This is a genomic window from Paenibacillus sp. Soil787 (assembly GCF_001429545.1).
Classification (GTDB): Bacteria; Bacillota; Bacilli; order Paenibacillales; family NBRC-103111; genus Paenibacillus_E.
Window position 1 is genome coordinate 315,022 of sequence record NZ_LMSP01000002.1, and the last position, 15,650, is coordinate 330,671.

At 42.7% G+C, this 15,650-nt stretch carries 8 protein-coding genes; all 8 read left to right on the plus strand.

Translation table 11 applies throughout. The features are described 5' to 3' along the window. The first annotated feature begins 56 nt into the window (after positions 1-56). The 8 genes from ASG93_RS05970 (at position 57) to ASG93_RS06000 (ending at position 15,460) form a co-directional block, all read left to right on the plus strand. Complete coding sequence (locus ASG93_RS05970) at positions 57-950, plus strand: carbohydrate ABC transporter permease (protein ID WP_056829823.1); 894 nt, start codon at positions 57-59, stop codon at positions 948-950. Positions 951-960: 10 nt separating this feature from the next. Then, positions 961-1,800: a carbohydrate ABC transporter permease gene (locus tag ASG93_RS05975; RefSeq protein WP_056829826.1), complete on the plus strand. Its 840-nt coding sequence runs from the start codon at positions 961-963 to the stop codon at positions 1,798-1,800. 27 nt (positions 1,801-1,827) lie between these two features. Further along, positions 1,828-2,703, plus strand: a complete 876-nt coding sequence (locus tag ASG93_RS05980) for a MurR/RpiR family transcriptional regulator (protein WP_056829828.1) — start codon at positions 1,828-1,830, stop codon at positions 2,701-2,703. A 117-nt stretch (positions 2,704-2,820) separates the two neighbouring features. Further along, entirely contained in the window at positions 2,821-6,519 is a 3,699-nt protein-coding gene (locus ASG93_RS05985; protein ID WP_056829830.1) for a chitobiase/beta-hexosaminidase C-terminal domain-containing protein, read from the plus strand. 160 nt (positions 6,520-6,679) lie between these two features. After that, positions 6,680-6,859 carry a DUF3973 domain-containing protein gene (locus ASG93_RS37065; protein WP_162262828.1) on the plus strand — a complete coding sequence of 60 codons (180 nt, stop codon included), beginning with the start codon at positions 6,680-6,682 and terminating at the stop codon, positions 6,857-6,859. 779 nt (positions 6,860-7,638) lie between these two features. After that, the gene (locus tag ASG93_RS34850; RefSeq protein ID WP_063891781.1) at positions 7,639-10,950 is read left to right on the plus strand and encodes a family 20 glycosylhydrolase; all 3,312 of its coding nucleotides are present in this window, start codon (positions 7,639-7,641) and stop codon (positions 10,948-10,950) included. A 91-nt stretch (positions 10,951-11,041) separates the two neighbouring features. Further along, positions 11,042-14,377 carry a beta-N-acetylglucosaminidase domain-containing protein gene (locus ASG93_RS05995; protein WP_056829832.1) on the plus strand — a complete coding sequence of 1,112 codons (3,336 nt, stop codon included), beginning with the start codon at positions 11,042-11,044 and terminating at the stop codon, positions 14,375-14,377. A 249-nt stretch (positions 14,378-14,626) separates the two neighbouring features. Then, positions 14,627-15,460 carry a PRD domain-containing protein gene (locus ASG93_RS06000; protein WP_056829834.1) on the plus strand — a complete coding sequence of 278 codons (834 nt, stop codon included), beginning with the start codon at positions 14,627-14,629 and terminating at the stop codon, positions 15,458-15,460. Positions 15,461-15,650 lie beyond the last annotated feature (190 nt).

A 15,650-nucleotide genomic window follows, 5' to 3' on the forward strand; every position in this document is an offset into this window, starting at 1 on the left:
AGGCAGGGCAGCACCTGCCTTTCCGATTATTCAGCAAGGGAAGCAAGGTGATATAGATGGTTCAATCGAAAGCGCAGCGAATGAAATTTTTAGCTTTTTGCTTGCTTCCGACTTTTGTGATGTTCGCGATATTTAGTTTGTTTCCGCTATTCAGCGGCATGTACGATTCATTTTTCAAATGGTCAGGCTCCGGAAGCAATAAAACTTTCGTCGGCTTGAAGAACTATATTCGTTTATTTAATGACCCGGTTATCCCTCAAACGATTTATCATGATTACTTTCTCGTGTTTTTTAAAGTATTGTTCATCATGCTGATTGCAACGTTTTTTGCTGTTGTGTTAACACAATTTCGCATTAAAGAAGCTGCCTTCTACAGAGTTATTTTCTTTTTCCCGAATATTATGTCTGTCGTAGTCGTCGGAATCCTGTGGATGTTTATCTACAATCCCAATATGGGTATTGTGAATTCCGGTCTTCGCCAGCTAGGTCTAGAGGGCATGGCAAAGCCATGGCTAGGTGATATGACCTGGGCGCTGCCGAGCTTGGTGCTTCCGGCCGTATGGGCAGGGATTGGGCTTTTTATGTTGATGATTATGGGCGGGATCAGCAATATACCGACCAGCATCTATGAAGCTGCGGATGTCGATGGAGCTACACGCTGGGAACAGTTTTGGAAAATTACGGTACCCCTGATCTGGGCGCAGCTCAAATCGTCTATCATCTATATTGTGATTACAACGCTGAACGGTTCATTCGTCATAGTGCAAATCATGACCGAAGGTGGTCCGAGCAATTCGACACACGTGATGGGGTCTTATTTATATCAACAAGCTTTTGTAAACTATAATTTCGGTTATGCGGCCGCGATCGGTGTCATGATTCTGGTCTTTTCCTTAATTACGGTGTTGCTGCTGCAATTGCTATTGAAACGTGAAAAAATTCAATACTAGGAGAAAACAGATGAGATCTTTAAATCAACTTGCTACCGGAGCGGTCGTTCGCATACCTTTACTCCTATGGTCTGTTGCAGTTATTTTCCCGATCGTCTGGATGCTAATCAGTGCGTTAAAGTCGAATGCCGAAATTTTCGCTTCGCCCTGGGGATTTCCAGAGATATTCAACTATGCTAATTTTACCAAGGCATGGACAGAATATCATATTGGAAAAAGCTTTTTTAACTCGGTGATGGTTACAGGGATTGGAACGCTGCTTAATTTGGCTCTGGCTGTACCGACTGCCTATGCGATTGAGAGAGTGAATTTCCGTGGAAGCATCATCCTGCATAACATCTATTTATCGGCCATGATGATTCCCATGGTCTTGGGCTGGATTCCTCTCTTTTTCATGCTGATGAAGTTTCATTTGCTGAATAATTTAATTGGGCTGGCTGTTGTATATGCGGTCATTAAATTACCTTTCAGCATCTTTATTCTCACCAGCTTTATCGGAAGCATTCCCAAGGAGCTGGAAGAATCAGCAACCATGGATGGATTGTCGCCCTATGGGGTCTTATTCCGCATCGTTACGCCTTTGGCCATGACGGGAATTGTCACGGTAACGATTATGAATGCGATTCAATTTTGGAACGAATATTTTATGGCCCTCATCTTTTTGCAATCGCAAGAAAACTATACGCTTGGCGTAGCGATGGACTTTCTTAATAAAAAAGCGCAATATCAAAATGAGTGGGGAGGCCTGTTTGCAGGACTGTCAGTGTCCATGGTTCCTGTGCTGATCTTGTATGTATTCTTTCAGCGGCATATCGTACGTGGTATGATCGAAGGAGCTGTAAAAGGATAATTTTTGAAAATGGAGGTAGTGTGAGTAATGGCTGACAATCATCTTGCCCAGTCGCTATCAGGTGGTTTAATTATGCTAAAGGAAATGGCTGAGCAATTACCTCCTTCCGAGAGGAAAATTGCTTTGTATATTATAGAGAATCCCCATGAGGCGATTCGATGTACTGCCAATGAATTAGGAGAATTGAGCTCTACTAGCGCTTCTGCGGTCATTCGGCTTTGCAAATCTCTCGGACTTGGCGGATTGCAGGAATTGAAGCTTCGGGTCGCAGGCGACATGCGCAAATCCGATAAAGAGGGTTTTACTGATTTCCAGCCCAATGAACCGCAGCCATCGATTGTGCAGAAAGTAACGGCTAATAGCATCCAAGCTTTGCTAGAGACTGCGGAAATCATGAATTATGATTCATTGTCGAAAGCAGTGGAAGCACTAATACGAGCCAAAAGCATTCATTTTTATGGTGTAGGCGCATCTGCCGTTATCGCCCAGGATGCGCAGTTGAAGTTTGTTCGTATCAACAAATGCACAACGTCGAGTCCGGATTTTCATCTTTCAGCGATGCTCGTCGCCCAGTCAAGTGAGGATGATGTTGTCGTAGGCATTTCATTCTCAGGAGAAACGTTTGAAGTTGCTAAAATTTTGGAGCTGGCCAAAGAAAAGGGCGCAACGACGATCAGCTTAACGAGCTACGGATTATCACCGCTCAGCGAAATTGCAGACATTAATCTATACGTTTCCGCGAAACAGGAAGAGGTATTCCGAAGCGCCGCGACTTCTTCGCGTCTTGCTCAGCTTCATTTCATCGACATTTTATTTATGTGTGTGTTAACGAGCCAGTACGAGGCATCCATTCAAAAGCTGGATGAGGTTCGTATGGGGATCAATTTCATTAAGCAAAATTGATGACAAGCGCCTTCCTGCGAAATCAGGAGGCGGGTTTCGAATAATCATTGAAAGCGGTTACTTAATTATTGGTACAATGTATCTTAATAAAATTGGTGGTTAGAGAGGAGTAAGATAATGAACAAAACAAGTAAGATAGGCAAGAAAAGATCTCTCTCAATGATGTTGGCTTTTGCTTTGGTGTTTAACTTGGGATCCTTAATGATTGAACCAGTTAAAGTAAAGTCAGCGACCAGTCAAGACTTTGTTGAATCTTTCGAAAATGGATTTGCCGGTGGCGGTTGGAGGAATATTAACTTTAATAATACTAGTAACCCTAATCTTGTTGACGCAACATATACAACTGCTTCAGCGCCAGCAACAATACCTGACGGAACACAAGTTTTCTTGCCAAATCCTTTAGGTTCAAAAACATCAAGCGCATATATTCAAAAGAAGTTCCCAGCTGCAAGCACGGGTACAGTTTCAGTTTCGGTCTATGATAATGCGGCTAATACCGCAGGATTTAACCAATTTAATATATATAATTCTGCTAATGCTACTTTTAATAACGGTTATGTAAGCGGATCTAATAATTTGGTTGGTCTTGGAACATCATCAGCAAATACATACCAAATAAGAAATGGCACCAATGGTATTTATACAAATACAAATGTAATTAGAACAACCGGATGGCATACTTATAGATTTGTTGTTGAATCAACAGGTACAACTGTTTATTTGGATGGTAATCAGGTTGGTACACATCCTTCAATAACAAGCTTTGATACGATCGATCTGGGTGATATGTGGACTACTAGCGCTACTTATTCCCCAGTGTATTACGATTATCTTCAAGTCAATTTGGCAAGCATCCCAGTTGCGACTTTAAGCGCAATTCATGTTAACGGAACTGCTGTAAGCGGGTTCTCACCGAGCAATCTTAATTATTTAGTTCAAGTACCTAGTGCTACGCCTCTTCCAACAGTAACAGCAACTACAACAGATCCTAATGCAGCAGTTACAATTACTCAAGCAACCGATGTTCCAGGAAAAGCTACAATAGTAGTGACATCCGAAGATGGTACAATAACAAAAACGTATACAGTTAACTTTACATTACCGCAACCGCTACAAGAATTTTTTGATGACTTTAATTATACAAGTCAAACAGACCCTGCCTTAGCGCAACATAATTGGATGTTGCAAGACGGCATAGGTATGAGACCTGGGGACAGAAATTTGAATTGGAAAGCTTCTAATATTAGCTTTGGGCCAGGTCCTGCTGACTCTGCTTTCCCTTCGGAAACGGATGTAATGACACTTTCAGCTACTGCAACAGGTGTACCAAGCACTTCATCTGAGGCTCAAATTAGAGAAGCTTATGAAAAATTTGGTGATGGCGTTTATTCATCAAGGGTTTATTTTACCGATGCACCAACTTCAGGCCCAGATATGAAAGATAAAATCGTTGAAACCTTCTTCCCTATTAACAGAAACCAGTATATTGGTTGGTCAGGATATAGTGAAGCAGACTTTGAATATCTTCCAAACGATGGCTGGGGTGCTTCTCAAAGCAGTAAAGTTATGTATTTCACATCATGGGGGCCTTATACATTAAATTCAGCAGGTCAACAAGTTAATGTATCAAAACTATCTAATAGTAAGATACAAAGCTATGAAGGATGGCATACGCTTACAATCGTTGTAAAGAACGGTTTTAATTACTACTATATTGATGGTCTGTTAATGGCTACTCACGGTGCTCCGGCAGGCGGTGCAAGAAGCCCAATGGCTCCTGCGTTTAATCTTTGGTTCTTACCTAGTGGAATAAATGCTTCTACGACACCTCGTACTTATAGCCAAGGCGTTGCATGGATGTATTACACAAATGATTTATCAGCATTCGGTACTACAGCACCAACTAATATCTCAGCAACTATTGACTCAAACGTTTTAACGAAAGTAAATAGTTATAAAGCACAAAGTAAAAACTTTGTTGATACGATACCGAACCCTGTTGTAACGGCAAGTAATATTCAAGTTAATTCAACAGCTTTAAGAGGATTTGCTCCAGACACAACGGAATATAATTATTCTACAACAGGAACTACCGTTCCTACAGTTACAGCAACTGCAACAGACAGTCATGCCATTGTTACAGTAATACCTGCTACAAGCGTGCCGGGAACAACAACTGTCATGGTTCAATCTTCAGATTTGGTATTAAATACAACCTATCATATTAACTTTACAGTCTCAGGAGACTGGGCAGTTGCACCTCCTGTAGCAAGTGTAGGAAACGGAGCGTTTGTTCAAGGATTTAATGTAGCGCTTAGCGCTCCAATTAACAACGGAGCAGCTATTTACTACACAACAGACGGGACAACACCTACCACAAGCTCAACTCCATACACTGGGCCTATATCCATTGCAGGAACATCAGCTCCAACATTAAACACCATTAAGGCTATAGCTGAACTTTCCGGTAGTACAAGTATAGTAGCAACATTTAAATATGCCACTTTGCCTCTTACACCTCAAGTAGTAGCTGCACCTACTATTAGCCCCAATGGCGGTACATTCACAAACGGTGCAGCAACAGTTACACTTTCTAGTGCAGCAACCGGCGCCGCAATTAAAGGTGCGGATATTTACTATACAACAGACGGAACTGACCCAACTACAAGTGCTACTAGAATACTTTATACAGGTCCCTTCGTATTAACGAATACGAAAACGGTTAAATCGGTTGCAACATTCCCAGGTGCAACAACAAGTAATTCTCCAGTGAGTGCTATCTTCAATATTTCAGGAGCAGCTGAGCAAGTGTCTGCACCAACAGCAACACCTTCTGCCGGAACGTATGCAGGCGCACAAAGTGTGACGCTTAGCAGCACTACACCAAGTGCGACTATTTACTACACAACGGATGGAAGTACACCAACAACAGGTTCAACAAAATATACAGGACCTATAAATGTATCAAGCAGTATGACAATTAACGCTATTGCAACAGCAACAAATAAGACAAACAGTGCTGTGGGAACATTCACCTATACTGTGAATCCACAAGAAGTGACACCACCGGTAACGACAGCGAATGTGACATCAGCCGTGCCGGATGGACTGAATGGATGGTATGTCTATCCCGTAACGCTAAGCCTAAGCGCTTCTGACAGCATATCGGGTGTAGCCAAGACGGAGTACAGCCTGAACGAAGGAGCTGCATGGCAAAGCTATATGTCGCCTGTAACGTTCAGTCAAGACGGCGAGTATGCCGTGAGCTACCGTTCAATAGACAATGCCGGCAACAAAGAAATGCCGAAGACCGTCAGCTTCAAACTGGACGCGATTGCTCCAACTGTCACTGTCACCGGATTGACGGACGGTACGTATAGCGACTCCGTGGACATCTCGCCAATCATTGCATTGAGCGATGACATGTCCGGGGTTGACAACAGGAAAACTACAGTGAAGTTGGATACGCACGCGGTGCAGCAAGGGACAACGATTCCCCTTTATACACTGCCTCTCGGTTTGCATGAATTGATCGTTACTTCGGTCGATCTGGCGGGGAACACAGGGAGCCAAACGATATTATTTCAGACAACAACTAACTCCAATTCCTTAAATGCATTAGTTACGCGCTTTGCGAATGCCGGATGGATCGATAATGCAGGTATCGCAACCAGTCTGCAAAGTAAACTTAGTAATGGTAATTTAGAGGCATTTATAAATGAGCTAGAGGCCCAGAGTGGAAAACATATAACAACGGAGGCATCAACCTATTTGTTGAGGGACGCGCAGGCGATTCTGCTAAGTTCAAACCATTAGTAAATAACAAACAGAAAGATTTCTTTTATTGAGCAGGAGTATTCTCCTGCTCTTATTATGCTATGGATGACAAGAAAGGTGAATGTTGAACCAATTAATACCGATTGGACCATAACACAGACTCTAGCAACTTCTATAATTAGGGGGCCGAACCGGGATTATGAATAGTTACTACTGCATCGAATGTAATTTGGTTCATTTAAGGTCTTTTTTAACAAAAGAAACTATTTTTAAAACTGGCTTCCATTATGTCAATTCAACTTTGTATCATGTTGGTTTATGTTGTAAAAACACAAACCAACCATTTATGAAGGGGAGACAAGAGCGGGCTCTATACTAGCCTAAATAATTCAAAAGTTACTCAAATTGAGTCTTTTGTTGAATCTATGCCGAAAAACATCCAGAATGATCCCGTCCATCTAAAACCTGATGTTCCGAAGGACTCTACGCGAATCGGAAAAAACCAAAAACTGTCGCCATTCAGCAGCCATACATAGGTGTAATGATGCACACAGTCGATCATGTAGGTACCATAAGGTTTTGGAGGGATATATGCAGGCGGAGGAGGCAGGGGTTATCTTGTTGACCCACTAACTTCAGATTGTTGCATACCCATCGTTTTTTTATCATTCTTAAACATGTTATGTAGGTGAATCACCATTTGTCTGTACAGATGCCTAATATCCATTATCTTAGTTAGGTACAGTTATGATTGACAGTTACCGATAAAGTATTTAACATTTATCATACACGATATATTAAGTTGGGTTCAGTCCATAAAGATTCATTACCCTGGTAAAGTCTATGCTGTACCTTTTACGGCCGCTAACTAGTGCGCATGACTTAGGAAACAGAAAGTTAGATATAATTAATCCATATTAATGTAAAGTATGAAATTTTTTCAACCTTTTGCTATTTGTACATTCAAAATACAATTATCAACGTGGAGCGCTTATACATGCTATTTTGAAAGCGCTTCAAAATGATTACCCCTAAAGGGGGGATGCGGGATAAGAAATACCTCTTGAACAGGCCTAAAAAGATAAGAGCAAAATTTGTTCTAACCGCCTCGACGTATGCCTAGAGGCTATCTAAAAGTGTAGGAGAGGTGAAAGAAGGTTGAAAAAATTATTCATTAAAAAAGCAATTTCTACAGCCTTGGCTTTACTTTTATCAGGGAATATTCTGAGCGCACTTCCTGATCTTGCTAACGCCGCAACAAATCAGCCTTCGATATTACCTAAGCCTGTAAGTTATACAACTGGAACTGGGCAATTTCTTTTAACACAAACTAGCTCCATTTTTGTAGCTGGTAATACCGCTGAGGAAACAGATGAGCTATTCAAAACTGGACAAATGCTCGCCAATAAGCTGAATACTTCAACCGGATTCCCTATCAGCGTCATAAAATCAAACAATCCAACTTCAGGAAGTATTTACCTCACTACAATTGGTGGAAATGCAGCCTTAGGTAATGAAGGGTATGATTTAATCACAACTTCCAATCAAGTTACACTTACAGCTAATAAACCCGAAGGTGTTTTTAGAGGTGATCAAACCTTAATACAGCTCTTACCAGCGGATATTGAGAAGAACACCGTTGTGTCTGGTGTACAATGGGTGATCCCTAATTCTACTATAAGTGACAAGCCTGCTTACGAATATCGTGGGCTCATGCTTGATGTGGCACGACACTTCTTTGCAGTGGATCAAGTTAAACGTCAGATCGATCTGGCATCACAGTATAAGATCAACAAGTTGCATATGCATTTGTCTGATGATCAGGCTTGGCGTATTGAAATTAAATCTAGACCTGATCTCGTGCAGATTGGAAGCAAGGGACAGGTAGGCGGCGGTCCAGGTGGATATTATACACAGGAACAGTTTAAAGACATCGTCAGCTATGCGGCTGAGCGATATATTGAAGTCATTCCAGAAATCGATATGCCTGGTCATACGAATGCGGCATTAGCTTCATATGGAGAATTAAATCCTGATGGACAACGAAAAGCTATGCGAACGGATACTGCAGTAGGCTATAGTTCACTTATGCCTCGATCTGAGGTTACATATACATTTGTTGATGATGTAATCAGAGAACTTGCTGCTATTTCACCTTCACCCTATATTCATATTGGCGGTGACGAAGCTCAATCAACTACTGCTGCTGATTACGATTATTTTATTGGCAGAGTTACAACTATTGTGAATAATTATGGTAAGAAAGTTATTGGATGGGACCCGTCTGATACCTCAAGCGGAGCAACTAGCGATTCTATTCTGCAAGACTGGCATTGCACCACTTCAACTGGAACTTCAGCGAAAACAAAAGGGATGAAGGTCATCGTATCCCCGGCAAATGCTTATCTCGACCAGAAATACTACTCAGATACGCCACTTGGCCTAACTTGGAGAGGACTCATCAATACCAACACAGCCTATAATTGGAACCCAACCGATTGCATATCAGGAGCAAATATTTATGGGATTGATAGTACATTATGGTCAGAAACCGTTGTGACTCAAGATAATTTGGATTATATGCTCTATCCACGATTAATAGCGAATGCTGAAGTCGGCTGGACTGCTCAAAGCAATAGAAACTGGGCTGATTTTAAAGGGAGGCTTACAGACCAAGCTTCAAGAATGCAAAATAAAGGAATAAAATATTTCGCCGACCCTATTGTATGGGTGCCTCCGTTTGTCCCAATAAATTCAGAATGGAAGATGGATGAAGGAACTGGAACCAGCTTGGCGGATACGTCTGGTGCTCGAAATGGAACTTTAGTTGGCGGCGCAACATTGACAACGGGTAAGTTTGGAAATGGGGTAAATTTAGATGGAAGCACTGGTTACATAAATTTAGGCGGGCAAGATATAACAGGAGACTGGACAGTAAGCGCTTGGGTTTACGGGAAGCCGAACACGACGAGTAATGAGGTGCTTCTGGCCGGCTCATCTTCATCAATTAAGATCAACCAGTATAATAAAACAGGTAAAGTTGGGGTTTCCATTTACGGTGTTAAAGACGCTACGTACACTTATAGTATTCCTTCAAACCAATGGACTCATTTGGCTTTTGTAGGTACAAGCACGGGAACTGCTCTTTATGCAAATGGTGTGCTAAAAGGAACAATCACTGGTAAAATGAATGGCCCAATGTCATTAGTTGGCGTAGAAGCGCAGCCTGGAACCGGATTAAAAACTTCCTATTTCAAAGGCAGCCTTGATGAATTGAAAATATTCAACAGGGCGTTGAGCGCAAGCCAGATTGTTGCTTTGACAAAATCACCGACAGCAACTTTAAGCTCTATTAACGTTAATGGTTCTGCATTAAATGGATTTACGGAAACAAACACAGATTACAATGTAATATTACCTTCCGGAACAACTACAGTTCCAACGGTAGAAGTAACTAAAACAGATAATAATGCAAGTGCGGTTGTAACTGCAGCGGCAGCATTACCAGGTACTACTACTATAAAAGTAACTGCAGAAAATGGAACAACAACAAAGACTTACAATGTTAACTTTCTCGTGATTCCTGATGCACCGACGGAATTGACAGCAGTGGCAAATGGGGCCACTGATGTTACGCTGAATTGGTCAGCTGTGCCTGGGGCAGAGAGGTATAACATTTACCGTGCTGATTCCAAGAGCGGAATCTTTGAGAAGGTAAACGATGCTGAAGTTCTTGCTGCGACATATTCAGACCTCAACTTGAATCCGGATACGGTGTACGATTATCAAGTAACTGCCGTTAATACTACGGGCGAGTCGGACTACAGCAACGTAGCCGAGATTAATTTAAACATTCCTCCAGTAACTGTCGCTAAGCTGGATGGTACAAAGTTCGGTGAGTGGTATCAAACTCCAGTTACAATAACGCTTGATGCAACTGATAATTTCTCAGGTGTAGCTGATACCTTCTACACGGTCGATGGCGGTACTGAGCAAAAAGGTACTTCCGTTACCATAATAGAAGAAGGCAATCACACCATCTCTTATTGGAGCGTTGACAAGGCAGGTAATGTTGAAACGCCGCATACAGCAGTCGTGCAATTGGATAAGACGGCCCCAACACTTCATGTCGTTTTGGATAAAATTATTTTTTGGCCAGCAAATCACCAAATGATTACAGTAAGTGCGTCTGTGTATGCCGAAGATAGTCATTCCGGAATCGAATCTGTCGTTCTAACATCCATAATAAGCAACGAGTCGGATAATGGATTAGGTGATAGTCAAACGTTAAACGACATTCAAGGTGCAGAGTTAGGCACTTTGGATACTACATTTTTGCTTCGTGCCGAAAGATCTGGCAAAGGGAATGGACGCATATACACGCTCACCTATACGGCTTTTGATCATGCAGGCAATAAAACTTCTGCTTCATCAACCGTTACGGTCCCACACGACGAATCCGGTGAATAATGTAATAAATTTTCTCGAAAGCCGGGCATAAGCTACGATGCAAAAATTCGATAATGAAAGGTCGGTAAAAATGAGAAAAAAGGCTGAGTTTATGACCCCAACACGTCTCAAAAGAACCTCCAAAATGTTGACGATGGCACTTTTGATTTCATTGTCAACCCCTTGGTTTTCCAATTTAGATTCCCATGTGGCAGCCGCAGCGCCATCTAGTTCAATTCCTGAAATTTCTCCAGTTCCACAGTCCGTTTCTTTAGTGGGAAATGGCTTTGCGATCCCTGCCGAAGTAGGGCTGGTAACAGGTGACACGACTGATCCTTCTGCAGTGAGGGTCGTTGAAGAAATATTACATAACGCCGGAGTTCAGAATATTAAGTTGGCAAGCGATAACAGCCCCGTTCCCGATACGGAGGTAACCGTATGGATCGGCGGCCCGTCCGAGAATCTTGCGACCGCTTCCGAGCTGCAAAATATGGGCGCGGCTGGACCGGAAGATTTAATAAATGACGGATACGTGCTGGCTTCTGGAATCGACCACACAGGGCATAAAAGTATCGTACTAGCTGGCAAAAATAATACGGGCACTTACTATGCCGCCCAAACGTTACGTCAAGTCATAACACTCCAAGATTCCGCCTATTCGATCCCAGGGCTTGCGATTAGAGATTGGCCGAAAATGAACTGGCGCGGGTCCATTGAAGGTTTCTACGGGACTCCATGGTCGCATGAAGACCGGCTCAGCCAGTTGGATTTTTACGGGCAGCAGAAAATGAATATGTATATCTACGCTCCGAAGGATGATCCGTATCACCGTGATCAGTGGCGCGTACCTTATCCGGCGGATAAACTGGCGCAGATTAACGAGCTGGTCAACAAAGCGGCACAAAATCATGTTCAATTCGTCTTTGCCATTTCGCCTGGGAACACTGTGTGCTATTCGGACAACACGGACTTCCAAGCTCTAACAGATAAAGCACAAATGATGTATGATGTCGGCGTACGTTCTTTTGCGATTTTCTTGGATGATATCGGTAAAACACTGGGCTGCAATGCAGATAAGACCAAGTTTAACACCGATTCAAGCCCATCTGCGGCTGGGCAAGCATTCTTGCTTAATAAGTTCAAGACAGAATTCATCGACAAACATCCAGGAGCTAATCGTTTGATAACAGTTCCTACGGATTATGCCAATATTACAACAACAACATATATCAACCGTTTTTCGGTGCTTGTTGATCCAAGTATCATCGTTCAGTGGACGGGTCCAGCAGTCGTACCTGCCGGAATCTCCGTGTCGGATGCAGATAAAGCGAAAGCAATTTATAAGCACGATCTATTAATCTGGGATAATTACCCGGTTAATGATTACGCGCGCGATAAGATTTACTTAGGTCCGCTTTATAACCGTGATGCCGGATTAGCTGACCATGGAATCATTGGTCTTACCTCTAATCCCATGAATGAGGCGGAAGCGTCAAAAATTGCCCTATTTTCAATTGCAGATTATCTTTGGAACCCGCAGGCTTACAATCCGGATAATGCTTGGCAGCTTAGTATTAAGAGATTAGGTGGTTCAGCCGCAGACGCGTTAAAAACATTTGCAGAAAATCACTATTCATCTCCACTAAATGCGAAGGAGTCATTGACACTAACTCCGTTAATTAATAACTTATGGACCCTATTCAGCAGCGGCGGAGTTGTTACGGATGCAGTGAACCAATTAACAGCCGGATTTACAAAGCTGCAGCAGGCCCCTGCTATTTTGCGCAGCACGTTGAACAACGCGAATTTTATCGCGGAGACCAACTATTATTTGAATAAAGACGAGCTTTATGGCAAGGCAGGCATAGAAGCTGCTCAAATGCTGCTTTCTCAAAAGCGCAACAATAAGCAGCAGGCGGCATTGCACAGAACCGAATTAATGAATCTCAAGGCGCAAATTAGCGCTATTACCCAGGCTAAAGCAAATCAAGTATTTGAAGACTTTTTCACGCGAGCGATCCGAGAGAATGACACTTGGTTAGGCGTTATTCCGGCGACTCCTTTTCCAATAACGACGATGCCAGCGTACCAAACGAATACACCGGACAAGATGCTTGATGGCAATCTGAACACCTATTTCTGGAGCAACAGACCTCCTGCTATTGGGGACGTGATCGGCGTTGATTTGAACGAAGTCCGCAATGTTTCAAACGTGCAAGTTTCAATGACCAAAACAGGCAGCTTGAACGATTTTATGCATCACGGCCTACTAGAAGCTTCATCCGACGGAACTAATTGGACGACGTTAGCCACTTTGGAAGAACAAACGAGCATCAACATCCCGGTTAATAATTTAAAAGCAAGATTTGTGCGCATCCGAGCGACGGACACGCAAACTTTCTGGGTCATTGTCAAAGAATTTACAGTGACTTCGACGCCAGTTCCAAAAGATCCAGCTGTTGTTTTAGCAGGTGACGACACTGTTGAAGCCGGTAATGCGTTTACGCTTCAACTTGGAGTAGAAAATGTCACTCAGAGTGTATATGGAGAGAACATTGCCATGGAATACGATCCGAATTTGATCGAGTTCGTGTCGGCTGCGCCCATGCAGGCAGGTATCGACTTGCTTTCGACTGAAAAGAGTACCCCCGGCAAGCTGCAATTCCTTATGGGTACTACAAATGGAGTTACGGGTAGCGCGCAGCTGCTAAACCTATCGTTCAAAGCAAAGTCAGTAACGCAAGAGGGACTGATCATGGTTACCGATTTGACCTTAGTTGATTCTAACGGCACGGAAAAGAAGCTTGCTTCTTCCACGTGGAGCATTCAAATCACCGATAAGACAGCTCCAACAACGTCGGATAATGCGCCTTCTGGCTGGGTGAACAGCGATGCTACGGTTACTTTCACTTCCAGCGACAGCGGCTCAGGTGTAGCTGATACCTTCTACACGGTCGACGGCGGTATTGAGCAAAAAGGTACTTCTGTTACTATAAAAGCAGAAGGCATTCACACCATCTCTTACTGGAGCGTTGACAAGGCAGGCAATGTTGAAACGCCGCATACAGCAGTCGTGCAATTGGATAAGACGGCCCCAACACTTCATGTCGTTTTGGATAAAACTATTTTATGGCCAGCAAACCACCAAATGATTACGGTAAGTGCGTCTGTGTATGACGAAGATAGTCTTTCCGGAATCGAATCTGTCGTTCTTACATCCATAATAAGCAACGATTCGGACAATGGATTAGGTGATGGTGGAACGTCAAACGACATTCAAGGTGCAGAGTTAGGCACTTTGGATACTACATTTTTGCTTCGTGCCGAAAGATCTAGCGAAGGGAATGGACGCGTATACACGATCACCTATACGGCTTTTGATCATGCAGGTAATAAAACTTCTGCTTCATCAACTGTAACGGTTCCTCACGACAAATCTGGTGAATAATGTAATGAATTTGATCGTTAGTAAATCTCAATGCGAGTGCAAAAAACTTGATCGAATTGGTCTAAAATAATTTCAACAAGTCCAAAAGCCTGCTAGAGTCTACTTCATGACGACTGCAGGCTTTTATTCAAACACAACTGAAGGGAATGACTTAAAAACACATGAATGATTTATCAATCGAAATGCAGTATCGAAACTCTTGGTCGACTTTTGCGGGATCCCCAGAAACCCAACAATTGGGAGGGTCTTATGATTGAACGGAAAATTGTACATGTCCTTTCCCATAACATTGTGATGGCGCATTTATCGACTGGAAAAAATTCGATCGCATTCGGGAAAGGAATCGGGTTTATGAAGAATCCGGGGATGAATATAACTAAAAGTGAAATTACGCAGGAATTTCTGTTACATACATCCGAAGTGCTTAAAAACTATGAGCAAATTTTAAACGCAGTTGATGTTAAAATTATCGGGCTCACCGAGGAAGTCATTGCCTACGCAAAAGGGATACTGGAAGGCGCCTTCTCTGAAACGATTCACGCTTCACTCGTTGATCACATTAACTTTGCGGTAGAGCGGCAAAAGCGCGGTACTTACATCACCAATCCATTTGCATATGAAATTCAATATATGTATCCTGAGGAGTACAAGGTAGCCAAGAAGTCTGTCGATTTCTTAAATGATCATCTTGGTGTCAAACTCCCTGAGGACGAAATCGCTTTCCTGGCCATGCATTTCAACGCTGCGAGAAATAAGGAGAAGCCTACGGATTCCTTAGCTATCGTAAGAATAGTGTCTCAGACGATTGAATCCGCCAAAGAGTTGGGTTTTCACTTCGATGACTCCTTTTCCACACTCCGCTTTATTAGTCACCTGAAGGGCTTAATCGAGCGGGTCAAACAAAGAAAGACGCTCCAGAACTCACTGTTGGACAAAATTAATGAGGAGTATGGAGATACGTACGTGAAAGCCAAAGTGCTATCATTGATGTTGAGCGATACCTTGCAAATGGAAGTTCCGGATGATGAAACCGGATATCTGACGATACATCTTGAGAGATTGCGATGCGTTCATCATGTATGAATCGAGCTTATAATAAACACGACCACCTTTATATTTATTGTCCCAAAACTGATTTAGATTTCTCCTTTTTATAACTCCGATAACCGCCTCGGCTTGTGTTGAAGGCGGTTATTTCCCTTTGCTAGTCCGAGCTGAGAATTGACATGTAGAATGGAAATAGGTTGAAAAAAGTTCAACCTTATTAAGACCT